At 47.0% G+C, this 21,081-nt stretch carries 18 protein-coding genes, 1 tRNA gene and 1 pseudogene; 11 read left to right on the top strand and 9 right to left on the bottom strand.

Annotation, left to right across the window (positions count from 1 at the left end; genetic code table 11):
- Positions 1–106 precede the first annotated feature (106 nt).
- Positions 107–191: transfer RNA gene (locus AC1S5B_RS24000), tRNA-Ser, on the bottom strand.
- 37 nt (positions 192–228) lie between these two features.
- On the opposite strand from AC1S5B_RS24000, the gene AC1S5B_RS23995 reads away from it, so the two are divergent.
- The 3 genes from AC1S5B_RS23995 to AC1S5B_RS23985 all read left to right on the top strand — a co-directional run bounded on the left by AC1S5B_RS23995 (position 229) and on the right by AC1S5B_RS23985 (position 2,447).
- Positions 229–1,239: an ABC transporter permease gene (locus tag AC1S5B_RS23995; RefSeq protein ID WP_482038182.1), complete on the top strand. Its 1,011-nt coding sequence runs from the start codon at positions 229–231 to the stop codon at positions 1,237–1,239.
- Positions 1,240–1,263: 24 nt separating this feature from the next.
- Complete coding sequence (locus tag AC1S5B_RS23990) at positions 1,264–2,103, top strand: ABC transporter permease (protein ID WP_482038181.1); 840 nt, start codon at positions 1,264–1,266, stop codon at positions 2,101–2,103.
- A gap of 149 nt (positions 2,104–2,252) precedes the next feature.
- The gene (locus AC1S5B_RS23985; protein WP_482038180.1) at positions 2,253–2,447 is read left to right on the top strand and encodes a hypothetical protein; all 195 of its coding nucleotides are present in this window, start codon (positions 2,253–2,255) and stop codon (positions 2,445–2,447) included.
- Between the two features lie 185 nt (positions 2,448–2,632).
- Here AC1S5B_RS23985 and AC1S5B_RS23980 read toward each other — a convergent pair whose 3' ends face one another.
- Together AC1S5B_RS23980 and AC1S5B_RS23975 are read right to left on the bottom strand one after the other, a co-directional pair.
- Positions 2,633–3,430: a RecB family exonuclease gene (locus tag AC1S5B_RS23980; RefSeq protein ID WP_482038179.1), complete on the bottom strand. Its 798-nt coding sequence runs from the start codon at positions 3,428–3,430 to the stop codon at positions 2,633–2,635.
- 90 nt (positions 3,431–3,520) lie between these two features.
- Complete coding sequence (locus AC1S5B_RS23975; RefSeq protein WP_482038178.1) at positions 3,521–3,751, bottom strand: DUF2811 domain-containing protein; 231 nt, start codon at positions 3,749–3,751, stop codon at positions 3,521–3,523.
- 676 nt (positions 3,752–4,427) lie between these two features.
- Here AC1S5B_RS23975 and AC1S5B_RS23970 point away from each other — a divergent pair.
- Complete coding sequence (locus AC1S5B_RS23970) at positions 4,428–5,063, top strand: cytochrome b/b6 domain-containing protein (protein ID WP_482038177.1); 636 nt, start codon at positions 4,428–4,430, stop codon at positions 5,061–5,063.
- Positions 5,064–5,101: 38 nt separating this feature from the next.
- Entirely contained in the window at positions 5,102–5,821 is a 720-nt protein-coding gene (locus AC1S5B_RS23965; RefSeq protein ID WP_482038176.1) for a molybdopterin-dependent oxidoreductase, read from the top strand.
- On the opposite strand, the gene AC1S5B_RS23960 is transcribed toward AC1S5B_RS23965, so the two are convergent.
- Complete coding sequence (locus AC1S5B_RS23960) at positions 5,818–6,456, bottom strand: hypothetical protein (RefSeq protein WP_482038175.1); 639 nt, start codon at positions 6,454–6,456, stop codon at positions 5,818–5,820. The two genes, AC1S5B_RS23965 and AC1S5B_RS23960, sit on opposite strands and share 4 nt — an antisense overlap.
- Positions 6,457–6,597: 141 nt before the next feature.
- Here AC1S5B_RS23960 and AC1S5B_RS23955 point away from each other — a divergent pair, with 141 nt between their 5' ends.
- Both AC1S5B_RS23955 and AC1S5B_RS23950 read left to right on the top strand, forming a co-directional pair.
- Positions 6,598–6,930, top strand: coding sequence for a DUF565 domain-containing protein (locus tag AC1S5B_RS23955; protein ID WP_482038174.1), 333 nt, complete (start codon positions 6,598–6,600; stop codon positions 6,928–6,930).
- A 591-nt stretch (positions 6,931–7,521) separates the two neighbouring features.
- Positions 7,522–7,899 (top strand): hypothetical protein, encoded by a 378-nt coding sequence (locus AC1S5B_RS23950; RefSeq protein WP_482038173.1) that lies wholly within the window; start codon positions 7,522–7,524, stop codon positions 7,897–7,899.
- A gap of 163 nt (positions 7,900–8,062) precedes the next feature.
- Here the strand turns inward: AC1S5B_RS23950 and AC1S5B_RS23945 are convergent, their stop codons facing one another.
- Positions 8,063–9,778 carry a mechanosensitive ion channel family protein gene (locus AC1S5B_RS23945; RefSeq protein ID WP_482038172.1) on the bottom strand — a complete coding sequence of 572 codons (1,716 nt, stop codon included), beginning with the start codon at positions 9,776–9,778 and terminating at the stop codon, positions 8,063–8,065.
- 250 nt (positions 9,779–10,028) lie between these two features.
- Here AC1S5B_RS23945 and AC1S5B_RS23940 point away from each other — a divergent pair, with 250 nt between their 5' ends.
- On the top strand, positions 10,029–12,791 hold the full coding sequence (locus AC1S5B_RS23940; protein WP_482038171.1) for a DUF4912 domain-containing protein: 2,763 nt from the start codon (positions 10,029–10,031) through the stop codon (positions 12,789–12,791).
- A 42-nt stretch (positions 12,792–12,833) separates the two neighbouring features.
- On the opposite strand, the gene AC1S5B_RS23935 is transcribed toward AC1S5B_RS23940, so the two are convergent.
- A complete protein-coding gene (locus AC1S5B_RS23935) occupies positions 12,834–14,132 on the bottom strand; it encodes a Glu/Leu/Phe/Val family dehydrogenase (RefSeq protein WP_482038170.1) in 1,299 nt (432 codons plus the stop codon).
- Positions 14,133–14,405: 273 nt separating this feature from the next.
- Here AC1S5B_RS23935 and AC1S5B_RS23930 point away from each other — a divergent pair, with 273 nt between their 5' ends.
- Together AC1S5B_RS23930 and AC1S5B_RS23925 are read left to right on the top strand one after the other, a co-directional pair.
- Positions 14,406–15,362, top strand: a complete 957-nt coding sequence (locus AC1S5B_RS23930; protein ID WP_482038169.1) for a protochlorophyllide reductase — start codon at positions 14,406–14,408, stop codon at positions 15,360–15,362.
- A gap of 214 nt (positions 15,363–15,576) precedes the next feature.
- The gene (locus AC1S5B_RS23925; RefSeq protein ID WP_482038168.1) at positions 15,577–16,341 is read left to right on the top strand and encodes an IS1 family transposase; all 765 of its coding nucleotides are present in this window, start codon (positions 15,577–15,579) and stop codon (positions 16,339–16,341) included.
- Positions 16,342–16,729: 388 nt separating this feature from the next.
- On the opposite strand, the pseudogene AC1S5B_RS23920 reads toward AC1S5B_RS23925, so the two are convergent.
- The 3 genes and pseudogenes from AC1S5B_RS23920 to AC1S5B_RS23910 all read right to left on the bottom strand — a co-directional run.
- A pseudogene (locus AC1S5B_RS23920) lies at positions 16,730–16,912 on the bottom strand (helix-turn-helix domain-containing protein); the annotation flags it as partial.
- A 291-nt stretch (positions 16,913–17,203) separates the two neighbouring features.
- Positions 17,204–17,389 carry a hypothetical protein gene (locus AC1S5B_RS23915; RefSeq protein ID WP_482038167.1) on the bottom strand — a complete coding sequence of 62 codons (186 nt, stop codon included), beginning with the start codon at positions 17,387–17,389 and terminating at the stop codon, positions 17,204–17,206.
- Between the two features lie 414 nt (positions 17,390–17,803).
- Positions 17,804–19,132 carry an O-antigen ligase domain-containing protein gene (locus tag AC1S5B_RS23910; RefSeq protein WP_482038166.1) on the bottom strand — a complete coding sequence of 443 codons (1,329 nt, stop codon included), beginning with the start codon at positions 19,130–19,132 and terminating at the stop codon, positions 17,804–17,806.
- Between the two features lie 810 nt (positions 19,133–19,942).
- Between AC1S5B_RS23910 and AC1S5B_RS23905 the strand changes: the two genes are divergently transcribed.
- Positions 19,943–21,022, top strand: coding sequence for a polysaccharide biosynthesis/export family protein (locus AC1S5B_RS23905; protein WP_482038165.1), 1,080 nt, complete (start codon positions 19,943–19,945; stop codon positions 21,020–21,022).
- Positions 21,023–21,081: the final 59 nt, after the last annotated feature.

The following is a 21,081-nucleotide window of genomic DNA, read 5'->3' as shown; positions in this document are numbered from 1 at the left end:
AGCGAAAGGCAGATGGTTAAAGCGACTTAGGGAAGACTGGAGAAAGATACAATTTCTTCAGTCTTTATCATTTATGCTAGCTGTGCAATCAATAATACGGAATCAACGGAGAGGCAGGGATTTGAACCCTGGGTTCCTTTCGGAACTCTCGATTTCAAGTCGAGTGCATTCGACCACTCTGCCACCTCTCCAAAAAGCGACCCTATTAGTTTAACCTTTTCAGCGCCAATGGGCTTCTATATCCTCAAACGTTTGTTTAGTTTGCTGCCTGTTTTATTGGGCATCACGCTGTTGGTGTTTGGATTTTTGCATTTGATTCCGGGTGATCCGGCGGTGGTTTTACTAGGAGAGCGTGCCACACCGGAACAGCTTATTGCAGTTAGAACGCAGCTTGGGTTAGATAAACCGCTCGTGGTGCAATATCTGGCATTTTTGAATAGTCTATTTCATTTGGATCTGGGCACTAGCATTATTAGTGGAATCCCGATCGCTGATGAGTTAAAGGTGCGGTGTCCGGCGACGTTTGAACTGGCGATCGCGGCAATGGTTATCGCTTTGATCATCGGCATTCCCGCAGGTGTCATCGCTGCGGTTCGTCGGAATAGCTGGGTTGATAATGTGACCATGACCGGATCATTGCTCGGCGTTTCCGTCCCAGTCTATTGGTTAGGGCTGCTGTTGATCTATCTATTTGCTGTAAACTTGCACTGGCTGCCGCCCAGCGGACGAATCAGCGTGGATGCAGGCTTTACCTTTCAGCCGATCACAGGGTTTTATATTCTAGACGCGGTGTTGCAAGGCAATGGTAACGCTCTAATAGACGGGTTGGCGCATCTCGTACTGCCAGCCGTTACCTTAGGCACAATTCCCCTAGCAATTTTGGCACGGATTACCCGAAGCTCTCTGTTAGAAACCCTGTCTCAAGACTACATTCGCACTGCCAAGGCAAAGGGAGTGCCCCAGTTTTGGGTCATCTGCCGCCACGCTTTAAAGAATGCGCTGTTGCCTGTGACGACGATCGCCGGATTGCAATTTGGCACGTTGTTGGGCGGCGCAATTCTGACAGAAACTATTTTCGCGTGGCCCGGAATTGGATCTTGGATTTATCAAGGTATTTTGGAGCGGGATTATCCTGTGGTTCAAGGTGGAGTCATATTTGTGGCGATCGCCTTTGTGTTGGTCAATGCCTTAATCGATATTTCCTACGGGTTTATCGATCCAAGAATTCAGCTTCGTTAACCGTTTGTGGCTTTATTTAGACTCATGCTGACAAGCCGCGCCCAACAGCGATTTTGGCAATCTACTTCTGGAAGAATTGGCGCAGTCTTGGCGATCGCCCTGATCGCGCTGGCATTGCTTGCCCCAATTCTGCATCCTTACGATCCGACGACCGATCGCGATTATCTCGCCCGTCTTGCGCCTCCTAATCCCCAACATTGGTTTGGCACCGATGCCCTAGGGCGAGATGTGTTAACTCTCATCTGGTACGGCATTCGCACCTCTCTATTCATCAGTATGGTTTCCGTCAGCCTCGGCTTTTTGATCGGTGTGGCATTCGGGTTACTCGGCGGTTATTTAGGTGGACGAGTCGATGGATTCATTAGCTGGTTAACCGATATTTTGCTGGCGTTTCCCTCAATTTTGCTGGCGATCGCCATTGTCACCGTCACCGGACCCAGTTTGCAAAGTGCCATGGTTGCGATCGCGATCGTCCAGATTCCTATTTATATTCGCCTGACGCGATCAATGGTTTTATCGCTGCGTGTGCAAGAATTTGTCCAGGCTGCCCGTGCCCTTGGAGCCACTCCATTCCAAATTATTCTCCATCATATTCTGCCCGCTAGTCTTGCCCCTCTGATCGTGCAAGCCAGTCTTTCGATCGGCACCGCCACTCTAGAAGCCGCCGGACTTGGTTTTTTAGGACTGGGTGCCCAACCCCCAACTCCAGAACTGGGCAGCATGTTAGCAGACGCATTCAAAGGAGGCTACTCCCTCACTGCCCCTTGGACTACTCTCTTTCCGGGGCTATTCATTACCCTGATGGTGTTGGCATTTAACCTATTGGGAGATGGGCTAAGAGATGGGCTAGATCCAAAAGGCTAATAGAGGATGGCATCAGTCCGTTAAAGGGTTTTGAGTTTGAAGGCTATTTAGGGATCATCTTCATCGGTGGAATCGCTTGAAGAATTTTCCTGATCAGTGAGTCGCATGTCCGTATCAGGTATCAGAACCTCTGAAACGGATTTTTACCTATGCGTCGACTTACGAACACTTTACTGGGCGGCTCACTGCTAACTCTAGTTGCAGTCACTGCCTACACCGATAATGTTCAATCGATCAGTCAATATTCTGAAACTAGTAGCTCTCATCCAGTTGTAGAAGCGGTTCTACAAAACGGATCTCCTAAGCATCGTGGAAGTGGTCGCTGTGAACTGGCTTCGCTATGATGCCTAGGGTCAAACCGTATTTGCAAATTGCGACTAGTGAAGCGATCAAGCTTCAACAAGAAAAAAGTAGGTGATAGGAGAAAACGACCCTTTAGAACGCAACTCCCTTAGAATGCAATCCTAATCTATCGTTGAACGACTATCACCCACTCATTATTAGCGAAAACTATCAAACTCTCTGTCAACTACGCGAAATTCAATGCCAGTTGTAGTTGAGGTTTAGATCGAGTGTCTGGCACAGGAGCGGGGTTTGCGGTTATTGAAGGGCAATATCTGGCAAAGGTACAGCGATCGCACTGTTTACCCGGTGTTGGCTCCCAGTCGCGATCGTGGCGCAGTCGCACCGCCAAGTCTCCAATCATCGTTTGCACCTGTTTTCGGTGTTCCCCTGTTGCTTTAAACCGAACCTTTTCACCAGTGCGTAAAAACAACAGACTTAGATATTGCAAACTTTGGCGATAGGTTTGCTCCAACGCAAGGTAGTAAAGCCCAATCTGGATATCCATCTCCGACGCATCGGGCAACCGAACCTCACGCCCTGACTTATAATCAATCAACTCCAAGCCGCCATCCTGTAAAAAGTCAATCCGGTCATAACGACCTGATACGACAAACTCCAGATTTTCTACTTGCAAATACGCCTGAATTTTGCCCTCCACCGCCAAAGGTGGATGGATGGAAATTTCGCTAGCAATACACTTTCGATAGTATTGCTCTAAAATTTTTGTGCCTTCAATCACTTGACCCTCACTTAACCCAGCAGAATGCTCTTGCCAGCACTGATGCACCCATTGAATAGGCGGCAGTGGAAAACGATAATGCCAATCCCGATGACATTGTGCCAAAGCTTGGTGCAGTGCATTCCCTAGAGCGGCTGACCCAAAAAACTCAGGGGTCGTTAGCCGATGCTCATAGCGAAGAGAATAAGCGTAAGGACACCGATGATAAGTCTGGAGCTTAGTTGCTGAGATCTGATAAGTCATGGGGCATCGGATTACAAAAAAGCCACAGCAGTGTTCTATTTGTGAGTCTTAAATGCTGTTAAGACAGGATTGACTAAGGCTGACTGCAAGCTAGTTTTGTCCAATTGGGCGCTTGAACAATGCATCTAGATAAATTCGAGAGGCTTGCCGATGGTTCAATTTTTCGGGGGATGCTTCAGTTTGATTTTGCAATAAAAACAGTGACAATGCTGCGGTGATAACTCGGTCTTGATCCCAATCGGGGCGCATTTCTAAATAACCTTGAAGCGATTCATGCAAAATTTCGGGTACTTCAACAAGCAAACTAACGGTGGGATCCATAGATTTTCTACTCTTGCACAGGTAAAGAGGGTTAGACAGAGACAATAACTACACCGACAGCAAAGCCAGCCAAACTCCTTAGCGAATCTGAACAATCCACAATATCTGATTGCAACACTGTGGATTTTGCTTTTGGAGGTCAGGCTTATATTAGGTGTCAGTCGCCCCATTCTCAGTTGAATTGCTTGGGTTGTCAATGTTGAGAAATATTGCAGGCTGCTTTCGATTGAAAAAAGATTTACGAGAAAGTGGGCTTTTCAGCCATTTTTTGTTACTTAAGTTTACAAAAACTCCGCTTAAAGGAGGCTGTTGAAAAAGAAAAGTAAGAGTCTGACGCTAACATGGGAAAGTCCGATTCCTTCGTACTGTCTGTGGAAAACAAATCAAAATCTGTGGAAAACCTGTGGATAGGATGGGGAAAAAAAGGAGGTTCGCTGTGGAAAGGATGTGGAATAGGTCGAGAAAAATAGGGCGAATGCTAAGTTATGTAATTTTTTTAGAAATGCCAAAATTTTGGCATTTCTAAACACTTTGAGTGGCTCAAACTGGATGAGATAGGGTCGGTCGGCGCTGCCGCTAAAAGGAATGAGTTAGGAAGCAGGGATTTGTGAAAAGCCGGTGCAGAAGGGATTTGCATCCGCTAGAGTAGAAGTCAGTTGTGTAACAAACTGTTGCGATGAATCCTGAGTCTACTGAAGTGGCAAACGTACAAGACTTTAAAGTGAAAGCTCCGCGATCGCTGCAAGCGCTTCCTGCCAAATTGTTTCACTGGGTCAACATCATTAGTTTGACCCTGATGCTGATGAGCGGTTTACAGATTTATAATGCGAACCCGGTGTTTGGTGGGCGGGAAGGCTGGCATATTCCCCCATTTTTTCTGCTGGGCGGTTGGCTGGCAGGGGGACGGCATTGGCACTTTGCGGCGATGTGGGTGTTTTCATTAAACCTGCTGTGGTATGGCGTGTACGTGCTAGTTACCCAACGTTGGCAACATCGGTTTGTCGGCAAAAATGATGTGAAGGCACTGCAAGTCGGCAAAAATCCTAAGCGCAAGATTTACGCATGGCATCGAATTGTCTACACGTCCATTATTCCCATCTTGCTGCTAGCGCTGTTTACGGGACTGGGGATGTATAAACCGGCTCAATTTCCCTGGATTGTAGACTGCTTTGGGGATTGGTTTGCCCTGCGCGTGGTGCATTTTGCCTCAGTGCCGCTGGTGATTGGGTTTGCGATCTCCCACTCTCTTTTGGCGCTCAAAGCAGGCGGGGAGCGGTTGGTGAATTCGATGCTGTGGGATGAAATGCTTTGAATGAGTGGCGAGTGGCGAGTAGGAAATAAAGAAAAGACATGACAGAGTTGAATTCGAACAGTCCAATTAATCGCCGGAATCTGTTGCGATTGTCGGGCTATTCGCTGGGTGGAATGCTGGTGGGTGGTTCGGTGCTAACGTTGGCGGAGAGTTTGGCGGGGAAGGCAACTGAGCCGTTGAATCAGAAGGTGGAAGAACTTTTGCTCAAGCCCCAAACTCTGGTGCCGGAGTTTCCGGTAAGCGCGATCGAACCCAACGCGCTGATTGTAAATACCTATGATTTCACGCCAAACATCAACCTGAATGAGTTTCGGCTGGTGGTGGATGGGGAAGTAAACAATCCGCTGAGCTTGGATATGTCGATGATTCAAACGATGCCGAGGAAGTCGATGGTGATTCGGCATGTATGTGTGGAAGGTTGGGCGGCGATCGTTCAGTGGGGCGGAGTGCCGTTACGGGAGTTGATCCAACTGGCACAGCCAAAACCGGATGTAAAGTATGCCTATTTCATTTCTGCCGATCGCTACTATGAAAGTTGGGATCTAGCGTCCTGCCTGCATCCCCAAACCATGCTGGCGTATGAAAAAAATGGCGCACCCTTACCGATCGACCATGGGGCACCGCTCCGGCTTGCCTCCCCCATTAAGCTAGGCTACAAGTTAAGCAAATGGGTGGTTCAGGTGACGTTAGTGAGCAAATTGCTACCCCGCCGAGGCTTTTGGGAAGACCAAAGCTACGAATGGTTTGCCGGACTTTAGGGTTGCAAGGTGAGTCGCCATTCGGCAACTTTTGGAGTCCAAGCAGGACTGGAGGTTTCACCGACGACATAAGGTCCCCAATAGCGACGAGAGCCATCTTGGGCAAAGGCAACCAAAACATCACCTTTTTTAAGTTTGATTTGGCGATTGGGTAGGGACAGAAGCAGACCTGTTTCGCTGCCTTCCCCCGGATCGAAATCCCAGTGGGCAGGGGCTTCGTAGCTTGTTTGATTTTGATCGGCAGACTCCTTAACGCCGGGTTTCTTTAGCAAAACGGCAACTCGTACCGGATGCTCGGTTGGATTACCCACGCGGAGTAATCCTTGTACAGCCGCGATCGCGTTGAGATCTGTTTTGGCGGCTGTAATACTTTTTGGGGCGATCGCGCCCACAGGTTGCCCTTGAGCCAGCGAGGTTGAAACTACGGTTGGCTGGCTAATCTTGTTGGGCGCACTTAAGGTTGCGTCTGGCAAAGAATTAACTTGTGCCGCGGGCAATAGTTCAAAGAGCCATTGAGCAGCCCCCCAGCTACCCAGAATTGTCAACAATATTACTCCTGCTAAGGTTGCGATCGTAGAGACTCGTCTAACCTTTATATCCCTGATAATTTCTCGCATTGCCCGTCTGCTAACCATGCTACTACTCTAGTAATAACAACTTTCTCGATCGCTCGCCCATAGAGTTTTGTATCCCCAAAAATTCAGGATGTTTTAGGGATGAGAATAGATAAAAGTTAAAAAGGTTCCGAATTCAAGCCCTGATTTTGTAGTGCTCCCATGCAAAATACTCGAATTACTACACTGCTTGACAATATCGTGGGTGGATTGGGTAATTTCTTCCTTAATCCTTGGCGGCGATTTTCTTTGCTGCTGATTAGTTTGCTATTAGGAAACTTTTTAGGAATTGCTGTTTCTAGCATTTCTGGACAAAGAGCAGACTTGGATATTGTGGCATCGGCAATCTTGGTGGCGATCACGGAAACCATTAGCCGCTTTGCCTACAGCATTCCTTCTGCCGCTGCCCGATCGCTGCCCATGCAAGTTCTGAATGCGCTAAAAATAGGGCTAATCTATAGCTTATTTGTAGAAGCCTTCAAGTTAGCTTCATAACTTCAAAGCAGTGCTGGTCTCTCGCTTACCCAAGCCGATGGGATGCGGCTCCAAGAGCGTTATCGCAAGTTACAGGACAACTTATTTCTGTTCTTGGATGACGACTTGAGCATTCCACCGACCAATCAATGCCAATGAACAAGCCCTGCGGTGGAGTGTGATTTTTCGCAAGGTCACGAATGGTTTCCGTCTTGATTGGGGCAGAGATCTCTTTGCGGCAGTGTGTTCTGTGGTCAGCACGGGAAAACGACAGGGTTTATCTGCTTTTGAATCTATCCTGGCTGCCTTAGCCAGATTTGCCTCCTATGACAACACCAGACAGTCCTCCTGAAATTACGCTTAGAGTTCCATCGATTAGTTCCATCGATTTAAGTTGTGATCGCTTCAGTTTCAAGGCAGGCACACCATTTTTTCAGAAGAAAGCTACCTATGACGCAATTAGTTCACTGTAAAGTGCTGGTCGCGTCATTTTTGGATATAAGCAGTCTTTAATCTCAAGAAAAATCTATTAAGTAGTTTTTGATACAGAATTAATTCTATAATTATAGTGGAGAGGAAAATTTTTGTTGCTCATTTCCTCGGTAGAATTTTATGGCTAATACTCTTCATGTCTACGATGACCCGCTTCTTTCTCGGCATCGGGACAATATCATGACCTCTCTGGCTCAACGGTTGCAAAGAGCTAGAAATTCCAATGACTTGCAACTTGTTCAACTGTTGGAGCAAGAAAAAAGACAGGTAGAACAAGAAGTTCTGCCCTTGGAACCGCGATCGCACTGGTTAACTACTATTCAAAAACGATTGGACAACATTCTATCTGGCAAAACTGAACTGCAAGTTTCTCAGTTTGTTGATAGTGCTAGAGATGCCTGGTGGTATGCCTTCGATCCACAAACTGGCAACTGTGTTTATGCAGAGTCTGAAGCCGAACTTCGGCTGTGGATTAAAGATAACTATCAAGGTCGATAGACGATTGCTCAGAGTGCATCCCATCTTTGTAGCTTCACCCTAAATTTCTCTCGCTCTGGGAGAGGGACTTTGAAGCCAATTCCTCTGCTCTCCAGGGAGAAGGGGCTAGGGGTGAGGGCAAACTTGCAAGACTGGGATGCGCCTGATTGCTTGCCTCTTTGGATCATTGAGATCGCTGATTCTTAGAGGCATCAATACAAAAACCTGGAGTTTCGTAATCATCAGGTAAATAGTTTTCGGGAATCGTGCTGTGATTGCCATCCCTTAAGGCAAGAAAGCTTGGAGACATGATTTCAATATCTACTTCGTTGCACTTGTCTTGAATGTTCTTATGTAAGTCTGAATAGATGAAAGGAGAATGTTCAGGACAATCAGTGAAAGCGTTTAGTTCATAGCTGACGTTAAAGTCGTTCAAGCTAGTTTGCAGAACAAAAGGCGCTGGCTCACTTAAAATTTGAGGAGTTGCTTGAGCCGCCTCAATGAGAACTTTATGAACTTTCTCCCAGGGTATGTCATAGCCTAAAGTGATGGTTGTATGTAGAACTAAACCCGTAGTATCTCCTAGGTCTTTTGCTAACGTACTGTAGTTGATCACATTGCTGCTTAAGATGGTTGAGTTTGGGATTGTGATGACTACATTTTTAGGGGTGCAAATTCGAGTCACTAACACATCTTTTTCAAGCACAATTCCGACGAGTTCACCAATTTTAATCATATCTCCAATTTGAAATGAGCGAGTATAAACCACGATGAATCCGCCGATAATGTTAGAGACTGCGCTGGCGGCTCCTAAGGTTAATAACGCGCTAATGACGAGTGAAACTCCTTGAAAAGCGGGTGACTTAAACCCTGGCAGAAAAGGCATTGCGATCGCCAGTGCTAGTGCAAAAACGAAAAAGCGTATTAGTTGAAATGTAGGCTGCACCCAATCTGCATAAAACCAAGGCAATGAGATATTACCAAGTTTTATTTCTTTGAAAAACAGATGAATAAATGACAGAATTTCACGGGTGATAAACACAATTAAAACTAGGGTGAACAGGTTGGGCAAATATCCAACAATTGCTCGTTCAGTCTCTGCCAAAGTTGCGCCAATGATTGCCCAAAAGTTACTGCTTAAACCTTGAGTCCAAGGGAAAAAACCGAAAATCATAAATAGATAAACGCAAGCTAAAAATAGGTACAACACACTTCGCCCTATTTCTGCAAAATGTAGAATCATGGTGATGAAAGGTGTAATTGCCAAGACCCCTCTATTGGAGTTCTTAAGGCGATCGCTGCATTGTTCCAACCAGATTTTTGAGCGGTCTAACGTGACTGCAAACAATTTGTTTAGAAGCTGAATTGTTAACCAAAGCAATAGTGTCGCTAAAATCGCATATCCAACTCCACGCAAAATCTTTTCAGCACTGCGTTGTTCTCGGAAAGTGATGATAGAAGATCGAATTGCCGCCACATAGTCTTGGGTCAGAGCTTCCTGAGTTTGCCCTTCAGCCTTGGCATCATCTGGCGTGATTGTTGTAATATGAATGTTCTTTTTGCCCGCCACAATTAGCGTAATACCTTGAGCTTTTTCTGCTCGAACAGATTCAGGCAAAATTTGTGAGTTACTCGCAACTTTTGTGAGTTGTTCATTGGCTAGATTTGCCCGTTGCAGTGCAGAAAGAGGACCAAAGTTACTGCGAATTTCAAAGAGAGTTTTACCATCTAACACCACAGCGCCGGGTTCAGCCCCGATTTCTTGCTGAGTGTCAGCACCCGGAAGCACTTGAGATCGCCCTGGAGCCGCGCAAATCAAGTGCAATCCGAGAATACAAATAATGCCAACCATTAAGATTTTAGTCAGCAGCAATGAAAACCGATTGAGTAAAAACGACACAGCTAGCATTAAATAATTTGAATACTGATCACTATAGAAGCTGATGTTAATCAGCTTGGCAAAATATTAACTCTCACCCTCCCAAAATTAGGAAAGAACTCAATCAAAGATGGTAAAGTCCCCTTCTTAAGGTCTACTGAGTCAAGTCTGAAGCCATTGTTATGTTTGTATCGCTGATGATTGCGTTATGAGCAATTTATCTCTAGTATTATTCTCTGTCAGAACTATACGAAAAAAAGGAAGTGATCCTATGGCTAACTGGGAGGGTGTTCTTCAAATGCGCCTAAGACTCTTGCTTGCTATTGCAGTAACCCCCGTTTTCTTCTTCTCTTCATTAAGCGGGTTAGAGCCACAAAAGATCGCAGCACAGACTACTCCAGCCGCGCCAACCTTGAAGCTGCCCGAATCTCTTCCAAGCGGCACTCTCATCAAAGTGGATGGCTCCAGCAGCATGGTGTTGGTGAATGAATCTCTTAAAAAACGCTTTCAAGACAAATTTGCAGGAACGACCGTTGATTTAGCTGCAATTGGCACGAATAAGGCGCTGAAAGATTTGCTCAATGGCAAGGTAAGCATAGTAGCAGTGGGTCGTCCGCTGACTCAAGCAGAAAAGGCTCAAGGGTTAATTGAAACTCCCATTGAGCGAGAGAAAGTTGCCATTATTGTTGGCGCGAATAATCCATTTAAAAAGAGCATCACATTTGACCAATTTGCTAAGATTTATCGCGGTGAAATCACAGATTGGTCGCAACTTGGTGGCGCACCCGGTGCTATTCGCATGGTCGATCGCCCTGACTTCAGCGATACTCGGCGAGCGTTGAGCCAATACACGGTATTTCAAGGTAAACCGTTTAAAACGGGCGGTAATGCCACCACAGTTGCGGAAGATAGTACAGCGGCGATCATTCAAAAACTCGGTAAAGACGGCATCGGTTATGCGATCGCAGATCAAGTCGTTGATCAACCCAATGTAAAAGTGCTGCCGTTGCATGAAACCTTGCCCAGTGACCCACGCTACCCGTTCTCTCAGCATCGTGGCTATGTCTATCAGGGTGAGCCAGATCCCGCAACACTCGCTTTTTTGGGCATTGCGGTTTCCCAACCAGGACAGGCAGTCGCTCAAGCAGCCAAGTCTGCTGAAACTAAGCCTCCTGTTGGTGTAATCAGTATTCCCAGTCCAACTGCCGCTGCAACCGTTGAACCCTCTGCCAGCGTTTCTCCCACCGGTGAGCCTGCCGCAACAGATCCTACTGTTACACCCACCGCTGAAACTCAAACCGCTGATGCCTCTGCCAGGGTGGCTACCGAGACCCGTCCATTTCCCTGGTGGTGGTTGGTGTTGCCGCTGGTGGGATTGGGCGGTTTGTTGGCAGCAATGAAGGGACGGTCTTCCGCCGCTCCGGTTGCCGCGCCCATTGCGGCTGTGGATCGCGATCGCAGCCGAATCGTTTTGACTCCTCAAACCTGCCGTAATGCCTACGCCTACTGGGAACTATCTGACAAGGATAAGGAAGCGTTTCGCAGTCAATCAGGGCGCACCCTAGCATTACGTCTCTATGATGTCACCAGTGTTGATTTGACACGGCAGTCAGCCGATAGTGCCGATAGTATTAAACAGTTTGATGTGCAGGAGAATGAACAGGATCAGCATTTGCCCATTGCTTTAGACGATCGCGATTATGTGGCAGAACTAGGGTATGTAGCTGAAAATGGGGACTGGCTGAAGCTTGCCCGTTCTGAGGCTGTGCGGGTTCCTGCCTGCACCCCTGCGGAAAAGATTGGTTTTGCCGCAAACGCAGCAGCAGGCGCAGCCTCTCCAGTCAACACTTCAATGAGCACTGAGGCGATCGCATCAGGAGCAGGAGCCGCTGCGGTAGGGAGTGTTGCTGGGTTGAGTTTGGCAGGTGTATCCCCGCCTTCTGTGGCACCTGGAACAGTGGCTCCAGTGGTAGCCGCTAACCCTGATCGAATTATTCTGGTGCCTCGCAACGCTGACAGCGCCTACGCCTATTGGGAAGTTTCTGAGGAGAGTAAGGCAACCTTAAAACAGCAGGGCGGAGAAAATTTGACCCTGCGGGTGCATGATGTGACGGATATAAATTTCGATCGCTATCCCGCGCACAGCAGCCAACAGCATCTTTGCAACGACTTGGATACTGATAAGCGGGTGCCAATTTCCCGAAGCGATCGCGACTATGTTGCAGATTTAGGCTATTTCACTCCAGACAATCGCTGGCTTCAACTTGCCAAGTCTGATGCAGTTCGGGTGCCTGCTGTGCCAGTGGCTACTCCCCCTAGCGCACTTGCTGCTGCTGCCGCTGCTGCCGCTAAGATATCCACCTCGAACCAAGCCGCGTCGCCGTCTCCAGGTATCGCCGCCAACTTGGCTAGTCGGTTAGAAAACGCAGCCGACAAAGTGTCTGAAGCCGCATCTAATAGATTTGACACGGCGACCCAAACCACTTCTAAGCTGACAGAAGATGTTAAGAGTCGGGCGGGTACAGCGCTGGCGGGTGGAGCCGCTGCTGTTGCTGGGGTGGGAGCGATGGCAAAATCCTTTTTAGACAAAGGAAGCTCAACGGTAGAGGGCGATCGCGTCGAAACCGATTCTTCCACATTCGCACCCGATCGCCGCATTATCCTAGTGCCTCGCACTTCAGATCAAGCCTACGCCTATTGGGAAGTCGCCAATTCCCATAAAGAATCCTTGCGACAACAAGGTGGAAAACAGCTAACCCTGCGGATTCACGATGTCACCAATATCGACATCGATCATCAAACTCCCCACAGCACCGAAGCCTATCCCTGCCTAGAAACCGACCACGATAAACACATTCCCATTCCGACAGGGGGAAGTTCCTATGAAAATTTGGGATACCGCGATTACCTTGCCGAACTGGGCTATTTTACCGACGATCACCACTGGCTAACAATTATCCGCTCTCTCCATGTGCGAATTCCTCAAAATGATGAATCACTCACGGTATTAGGTAAAGATGGCGGTGAGAGCTAAGCAATTAAGGCAGTGCTGCATGGCGCATAGTGAGCGTAAAACTTAATGCTTCCCGTGCCCATTCACGTAATAGTCCCGTGTACCCTTGGCGCTGATTGCTTCTCCTAAACGGCTGATGGCGTGGACATAGGCGGCAGTGCGGAGTGAAATGCCGATGTCGCGCGAGACTGACCAAATGCGATCGGCTTCTTCCACAATCCGGCTTTTCAGCTTTTGGTTAACTTCATCTAGCGTCCAATACAAGCCACTGCGGTTTTGCACCCATTCAAAATAGCTGACGGTTACACCGCCCGCATTTACCAAAATATCTGGAAAGACGTAAATGCCTTTTTCTTCTAAGATTTTGTCGGCAGTGGATGTAATCGGTCCATTGGCGACTTCAAATACGAGTTTGGCTTTGATTAAGTGAGCATTGGCTTCTGTAATCTGGTTTTCCAGGGCTGCCGGAATCAGTAGATCCACATCTAGCCCTAGCAGTTCTTCATTCGTCAACACTTCCTGGGCGGGGGTGGTGCAAACGCTGCCATCGCAATAGGGCGCTCGAATTCCACGAGTTAGTTCTTTATTGTTGCGAATCGCGGGAATATCTAGCCCATTTTTGGCATAAATTGCCCCTTGAGAATCGCTGACTGCCACCACTCGATAGCCCGCCTGGAACAATAACTCTGCCAAAGTGCCGCCAGCATTGCCAAACCCTTGAATGGCAACGGTGGTGGCTTGAGGCGCTTGATCAAACTTAGGCAGCATTGCCTGGATGACAAAAAAGGCTCCAAGAGCGGTGGCGGCTTCTCGTCCTACGCTACCGCCCATGCTGATGGGTTTGCCGGTAACGACTGCCGGACAAATGCAGCGCTTGATGATGCTGTATTGATCCATCATCCAGCCCATGATCATGGAGTTGGTGTAGACATCGGGCGCGAGGATATCGACATCGGGTCCAATGAAGTCAGCGATCGCGTCGATATATCCCCGACTTAACCGCTCCAGTTCCAGCCGCGACAGCAACTTGGGATTCACCGTAATCCCGCCCTTCGCCCCGCCAAACGGCAATCCCAGCGCCGCGCACTTAAAGGTCATCCAAAATGCCAGCGACTGCACCTCATCCATGGACACATTCGGGTGATAGCGCACGCCGCCCTTGCCGGGACCGCGAGTATCGTCATAGCGCACCCGATAGCCCTGAAATACTTGCAAAGAGCCATCATCCATCCGTACGGGAATCGAAACACTGAGGCTGGCTTTAGGAAATTTCAAGGACTCGATCGCATCCTCAGAAATGGAAGTATGCTTCAACGCTTCTTCCAGTCGTTGGCTGGCATCCGACAGCAAAGAGTTCGCCATAGCTAATACGTCTTTTATCTAGAAAATAAATGAATGTTCGATAATTTTGTATCTTTCGATACCTTATCTTTAGGATGCCCAACAATTCGAGCCTCAGCCGGGGATGCCCTCAGAAAGACACAAAACAACATATCTTTGTTGCGTCAAGCAGAACGCAGACTGCAAAACATTTTCACGGTTCAACTGCTGAACTGGTACAGTCTCATCGGTAAGATAAAGAGTGTGCGATCGTCCGAGGGGATAAGCACGACGATCAACGGAGCTTTTAAAAAAATGGAACCACAAAAAACTTCAACAGTAATTATCACCGGAGCCTCCTCTGGAGTGGGTTTATATGCCGCCAAAGCTCTTGCCAAGCGGGGATGGCATGTGGTCATGGCTTGTCGAGATTTACCTAAAGCTAAACAGGCGGCTGAATCTGTGGGCATGGCACCCGACAGCTACACCATTTTGCACATTGACTTAGGTTCTCTAGACAGCGTCCGCCAGTTTGTCCAAACCTTTCGTGACAGTGGCAAGTCGGTCGATGCGTTGGTGTGTAACGCTGCGATTTATATGCCCCTAATCAAAGAACCGCTTTACAGTCCCGAAGGCTATGAACTGACCGTCACCACCAATCACCTCGGTCATTTCCTGCTGTGCAACCTGATGATGGAAGATTTGAAACACTCCGCTGATCCGCGCTTGGTGATTTTGGGCACCGTCACCCATAACCCCGACGAACTGGGCGGCAAGATTCCACCCCAGCCCGATTTGGGCAACTTTGAAGGATTTACCGCAGGCTTCAAAGCGCCAATCACGATGATCAACGGCAAACAGTTTGAACCCGTCAAAGCTTACAAAGACAGCAAAGTCTGCAATGTGTTGACCATGCGGGAACTGCACCGCCGCTATCACGATTCCACGGGCATCACCTTCACCTCACTCTATCCGGGTTGTGTGGCAGATACGCCCTTGTTCCGCAATCACTATCCCCTATTCCAAAAAATCTTCCCCTGGTTCCAAAAAAATATTACAGGTGGCTATGTATCCCAGGAGCTATCTGGTGAGCGGGTGGCAATGGTGGTTGCCGATCCAGAGTATAAGCAATCGGGTGCCTACTTTAGCTGGGGCAATCGTCAGAAGAAAGATGGCAAATCGTTCATCCGACAAGTTTCACCCCAAGCCCGCGATGAGGAAAAGGGACAGCGGATGTGGGATCTGAGCGCTAAGTTGGTTGGCGTGGCGTGAGGGTGGCGATCGCGCTTGCTTCAATCAATGCCAGGGCGATCGCGGTTGCCTCACACCCATCTGAAAATGTGCGGAAATTTTCCACTGACTCACCTATTCCAGCGTACTGTACGAAAAGTTTCCGCTAATCCAACCAATTTGAAGTGATGGTAGTGCTTTTTCGTAAAGGGTGAGGGAAAATAGAGCCAACGGCTTAAGTAAACCGAGATCAACCATGAAACCATACTTAATCTGTCCGAATTGTGGATCGGATGACATCATGAAAAACGGGACAACTCGCCGGGGCAAGCAAAACCATAAATGCCGAGACTGTGGTCGTCAGTTTGTCGAAGATCCCCAGTGGAAGCCCAAGGATCAAGATACCAAGGCTCTAATTGATCGGTTATTGCTAGAGCGGATTCCTTTAGCGGGGATTGCTAGAGTCCTGAAGCTGTCGGAAAGTTGGTTGCAACAGTACGTCAATCAGACCTATGAGCAGGTGCGCCAACAAGCTGAGGTGCTGCCCAAAACAACCGCAAGGTTGACGGTTCAGATGGATGAGTTGTGGTCTTTGGTGGATGACAAAGGCAATAAACAATGGGTTTGGTTAGCAATGGATGTAGCGACCCGCAAAATCATTGGGTGTCATGTCGGTGATCGTTCTGCCGAGTCAACGCAAGCCCTATGGGATAGCCTGCCGCGCCGCTATCGACAATATGCCCGGATCTACACCGACCACTGGGAAGCCTATGCCTGTGTGCTACCGAGCAAACGACATTTTGCAGTAGACAAGGATTCTGGGTTAACCAGCTATATTGAGCGGTTGAATAACACGTTACGACAACGCATTTCACGCTTAGTGCGCCAAACTTTATCGTTCTCGAAGAAGTTAGAGAATCACATTGGAGCGATTTGGAATTTCATTCATCACTACAATCAAAAGATTCGAGAGCAATTGCGACGGGAGCAGATGGTTTCTTTTTCTCCATCCTTTACATAATGATACTACCGAAGTGATATACAGAAGCCATCTGCCAATTCACTCAATTTGAGATTATGTGTAGAAACTCTTCTTGCAAAAGAGAAGGTGCTTACAAAAATACTTCAAAGGCAAAATCTTAAAATGCTAATCAAAATCTTAAAATGCTAATTTATATAAACATGCGTTGAGACTGCTTAATTAGTAAGTGATGCCACCTAACAGGCATAAGCTGTACTGGCATGAAAGTTGAAAGCCTAAAACTGAACCACTATGCACTTGAAAGTGCATAGGTTCCTCAAGGGCTAAAGCCCAGTTCTGGGGCTTCGTTGAATGCATCGTGGAGTGTGAGATTGGCAAATAGCGAACTTTACTCCGACAAGCTATCTAACCCAGAAGTGTGTAGCAACTAAAGTCTTGCACTGAAAGTGCATAGTTTAGGACTAGCGTGTTTGGGACAATGAAGTCTTATCGTGGAATTATAGAGAGCTAACCACTTTTGCACAGTGCCTCGATGTCTACCAATCGCCACCGCAATCTGACTGATACTTGGGGCTTTCGCTTGTTTGAGCCAGTACAGCACTTGTAACCGCTCTTTGGAGTCTCTGGCTGTTCTGTGTGTCGTAAACGTTCGCCTAACTCATCGAGGCTTTCTTTAATGGCGACTCGTGAAACGATCCCTACGGGAATCGCACTTACTCTAGCCATTGTTAGGCTCTCCAACTTACGTCACTCAGTTGATCGGATTTGTAATCTCTCTAATTTAATTTGGTATCAGATTCAAATCCTGCTTCTGCTTCTGCTGTGGTTTTCAACCAGCGATAGCTTTCTTTCTACTCAATGGGCATGTGCGTCGTTGTTCTCGCTTGCCACGGCGCAGTGCTCACATCCAACAAGATTGACTCAACAACCCTAACGGTTCTCCTGCTCTACTCACCCCTAAGCAACTAGGCACCTGGATTTTGTGTTGCTCACTTTGATTGATGTATCCCAGTGCTTCGGGATGTCGGTGGCTGCTGAAATCAAAATCCGTGGAGTCCTGAGTGGTGTCCTGAATCGCCAACATCATCTCTGCCTGCTGCCCTCATGCCCCGACTGCCGCTCGGTGACTCTCTAATCTCTCGCTGTTCTTCACCTACTCGTTCGACCAGAACCCATAGACGCTTTGACTCTCTGGCGCACTGCTTGCTGCTTTTGGTATGCTCTCACTGGGATATTAGCTCCATACTCACACCTTTTTTGCCAACCGCTTTGAGTGCCGCAAGTCTTGAAAATACTGCGGATTCACTTCTTCGCTGACCCAATCCCTCATGAGTTGGTTCGTTTCAGCCAAACTGAGCGGCATAATCCCACAGCTACCGCCTAAAGCTTAAGCCCAGTCATATTTTTTACATGCTTCTGTCTAGCAGATAGCTTTAAACACGATAGCTTTACACATTCACCAGATAAATTAACGGTCAAGATACCCTAACTACTGAGAATTTCAAGATACTGTTGCCATTTGTCCCCTTAGTTGGGCAGTAGAAGCTTGAGATGACTGCACAGAAACAGTTGCCAAACCGCCTGCCGCCAACATGAAAATTGGATTGATCATGGCATTTAACACAGAATCAAACATATAAAGCGTAATACATACTGCTAAAGCCGCAGCCGGAGCTACTATTGGACGTAACCATAGTCTTGCAGGATAGCGTATGCAAAAACTGATAACGGGCAACAAGATGGATGCTGTTAATGTTGCTAAACCATAGGCACCCTGAAGTCCAAATGCAATGATCCATAAGCTATCGGTAACGGAAATATCTTTTCCATACTCATCAAACACTCGATTTTTGCCAAAACCACCCCACCCAAATAGCGCTCTTTCACGCGCTCTAGCACCTAATATGTCTTCATTGTCAAATCGGAATTTGACGGAGGCGACTCGTTCGGCATCAAATGCTTGGGATAAGGTATCAGTGACTTGCTTATTGGGAAAAGTTCCGGCAACACCCATGTATAGATACCAGCAAATTCCCAAAATGAGTATCCATAGCAAAATAGCGGTACGAAATTGCCAAGCAACGACAAGAATGGCTAGCCCTATCAGAAAAAGCGCGTAGGCTCCTGTTGAGCGCGAAATGATAAAGGTAATTAATAAAATCACCATTAATAGCCCCATTGGCTGGTTGAGTATTCGTTTGACGCCTGTTCGCCATAATGTAATACCCATAAGGCAAGCAGTCATTAACCATACACCGAGCATCAAACCATGTTCTAAAAATACTTGCGGTCTATAGCCTCCGTAGCGAATAGACTGACCGACCTCCCGCCCTGTATCCAAGCCATAGACGAGAATATGGAGACTGGAAAAGGTGCGGCTTTCATACCAGCAAAAGGGAACATAAACTAATCCACCGATAAATAGCCCAATCGCTAATTGACGCAATCCAGCAAAACTATCTAGATAAATGCGCCCTAAAAAGTAGGGGACTCCCCACGTTACAATTTGCGTCTGCGTGGTTGAAAAGCCATCATAAGCTCCAAAGCCATTAGTAACGGAGCTAATAAAAGGGCTAGTGCACCATAAGACCATGGGAATATCAATCCAGCTAAATTTAAATGACCTGATTCGTTTGGGATCGAATAGAAATGTTGCTAGCAAAATTCCATAACAAGCGGCTGACATCTTTGTGTAAGCCGGAATTCCAGGAAGTTTGAAACTTGCCACCGGCAGGAAGAGCCAAGCAAATATAAAGCTCATGATCATTGCCTGTCGGGCTGGATACCGCTTGAAAATATACAAAACGGCTGGAATCCAAGAAAACATCATCAAGGAAACAAACGCATTACCACCCATAAGTTAGGCTCAGATAAGTTAGGCTCAGATTAGAGGGATAAAGTAGGCAGGTAAAATCTATTGAGTAAGTCAGAAGTAGTTCTGCATTATGAAAACAGGGTTAGTAAATATTCCCTAAAGCATTGATTGGCAATTTGATGAACGGGTGCTTATAACCATTCAACAGACGCGATCTTAGGGCGATCAGCCGACCTAGAGAGTCCAAACAATAGTTTTGTTAAAGATATATAGAGTATCGACACATCAATCTCGAATTTAGCAGAACCAATCAAACCTGTGCGTAGAACACCCTAGAAAACTCGTCTGCTGCATCTTAGTCTCAGCAACCATATCAAGAATACTTGATCAGATATTGTTAAGCAGATCTTTATCTATTCTTTTTATGCCGTGGGATATGTTAGAAGTGGCGTAAATTTTACATAAAGTAGTACTGTCAATCTGAAATCTTCTTATAGAGAAACTCCATACTGAGTGTAGGCTGCTTTCTCAGTGCAGCAGAATTTCCCAAAATATAGTAGTTTCACGGGTGTATCGATCTGTTTTTTTCAATAAGGTTCAGATATTTCAGATTGAACAACTAAGTTGATCCACATAGTGAAATAGTGAACCAACTGGAGCAAGCTATAAAATGAAGCATCTGTGACCGTTACCCAAGTAAATTCTTTACACCTTGTCACCTTTAGACAAAACATGATGATTAGGAGAAACCCTCGCTCTATTGCAGGAATCGTTTTGTCATCTCTGATTGGAACAACTCAGCCTTTGTCTGTTTTGGCTCAGAGCATGCCCCCGCCAAATCCTATACCTTTTGAACAAAGAACTCCACTACCGGAGTCTGCGCCTCCTTCAGATATTAAGCCAGGCACGATCTTAGGGGATGCTTATACCCTAGGGGCCGGAGATATTGTCAGGGCTGAAATCTTTGATATTGCTCCAGAGCTAGCATTGGAGCCACGATATACAATTTTATTAGATGGCACCCTTAACTTACCTTGGGTCGGAAGTGTTCCGGTTCAAGGGTTGACGCTAACACAAGCAGCGGCGGTAATTTCTGCAAAATATGGTCGTTTCGTTCGTAACCCGCTAGTGACGATTAGTTTATTGGCTCCTAGACCGCTTAAAGTTGGTGTGATTGGAGAAGTTAATCGTCCTGGCTCCTACATTATTAGTGTCATTAGTAATGAAGTTTCTCAGGCAAGTCTCAATCAGAGAACAGCATCTGAAGGCGGCAACCAGTGGCCTAGGGTGAGTCAAGCGATTCAGTCGGCTGGGGGTGTCACTCAAATTGCTAATATTCGTGAAGTAAAAATTCGGCGGTTGCGAACTGATCGCGAAGAAATTGTTGCGATCGACCTGTGGAAGTTTTTACGTGAAGGCGACCTCAATCAGGATATTTTGCTGCGCGATGGCGATACCATTATCATTCCCAAAGCCAGTAAGCTCGATGCAGCAGAGGCAACTCAAGTTGCGGCAAGTAACTTTTCTCCGGAGACTATTTCAGTTAGCATTGTTGGCGAAGTTACCGCCCCAGGCTCACTTAAGCTCAGACCCAATACTACTCTAAACCAAGCTATTATGGCAGCGGGTGGTTTCAAAGTGGGGCGAGCTAGTAAGAAAGGAGTAGATTTAATCCGTCTTAATCCAGACGGCACCATCACGCGCAGCAAGTATTCGATCGATCTGGATCAAAATTTGAGCGCAGCGCGAAATCCTGCACTCCATAATAACGATATTGTTGTTGTCAATCGAACCTTCATTGCCTCAGCGAATGACTTTTTAATCAATGCGATCGGCGTTCCCCTCACTATTTTCGGCGGAATATCAGGATTCAGGAACGTATTATTTCCAAATGGGAATCGGTAGCGCTTCAGGGTGGCGTAGTGTGAAGTGTTTGTTTATCAACAAACTTAATTGACAACAGA

It is taken from the genome of Leptolyngbya sp. CALU 1928, assembly GCF_056784215.1.
Note: the sequence above shows the minus strand (reverse complement) of the source record. Positions and strands in the feature narration are given on the sequence as shown.

Bases quoted from the DNA above. Each gene is read 5' to 3' on its own strand.
- AC1S5B_RS23995 (WP_482038182.1), top strand. From the start codon at position 229: ATGGGCTTCTATATCCTCAAACGTTTGTTTAGTTTGCTGCCTGTTTTA.
- AC1S5B_RS23990 (WP_482038181.1), top strand. From the start codon at position 1,264: ATGCTGACAAGCCGCGCCCAACAGCGATTTTGGCAATCTACTTCTGGA.
- AC1S5B_RS23985 (WP_482038180.1), top strand. From the start codon at position 2,253: ATGCGTCGACTTACGAACACTTTACTGGGCGGCTCACTGCTAACTCTA.
- AC1S5B_RS23980 (WP_482038179.1), bottom strand. From the start codon at position 3,430: ATGACTTATCAGATCTCAGCAACTAAGCTCCAGACTTATCATCGGTGT.
- AC1S5B_RS23975 (WP_482038178.1), bottom strand. From the start codon at position 3,751: ATGGATCCCACCGTTAGTTTGCTTGTTGAAGTACCCGAAATTTTGCAT.
- AC1S5B_RS23970 (WP_482038177.1), top strand. From the start codon at position 4,428: ATGAATCCTGAGTCTACTGAAGTGGCAAACGTACAAGACTTTAAAGTG.
- AC1S5B_RS23965 (WP_482038176.1), top strand. From the start codon at position 5,102: ATGACAGAGTTGAATTCGAACAGTCCAATTAATCGCCGGAATCTGTTG.
- AC1S5B_RS23960 (WP_482038175.1), bottom strand. From the start codon at position 6,456: ATGGTTAGCAGACGGGCAATGCGAGAAATTATCAGGGATATAAAGGTT.
- AC1S5B_RS23955 (WP_482038174.1), top strand. From the start codon at position 6,598: ATGCAAAATACTCGAATTACTACACTGCTTGACAATATCGTGGGTGGA.
- AC1S5B_RS23950 (WP_482038173.1), top strand. From the start codon at position 7,522: ATGGCTAATACTCTTCATGTCTACGATGACCCGCTTCTTTCTCGGCAT.
- AC1S5B_RS23940 (WP_482038171.1), top strand. From the start codon at position 10,029: ATGGCTAACTGGGAGGGTGTTCTTCAAATGCGCCTAAGACTCTTGCTT.
- AC1S5B_RS23935 (WP_482038170.1), bottom strand. From the start codon at position 14,132: ATGGCGAACTCTTTGCTGTCGGATGCCAGCCAACGACTGGAAGAAGCG.
- AC1S5B_RS23930 (WP_482038169.1), top strand. From the start codon at position 14,406: ATGGAACCACAAAAAACTTCAACAGTAATTATCACCGGAGCCTCCTCT.
- AC1S5B_RS23925 (WP_482038168.1), top strand. From the start codon at position 15,577: ATGAAACCATACTTAATCTGTCCGAATTGTGGATCGGATGACATCATG.
- AC1S5B_RS23915 (WP_482038167.1), bottom strand. From the start codon at position 17,389: ATGATGTTGGCGATTCAGGACACCACTCAGGACTCCACGGATTTTGAT.
- AC1S5B_RS23910 (WP_482038166.1), bottom strand. From the start codon at position 19,132: ATGATGTTTTCTTGGATTCCAGCCGTTTTGTATATTTTCAAGCGGTAT.
- AC1S5B_RS23905 (WP_482038165.1), top strand. From the start codon at position 19,943: ATGCCCCCGCCAAATCCTATACCTTTTGAACAAAGAACTCCACTACCG.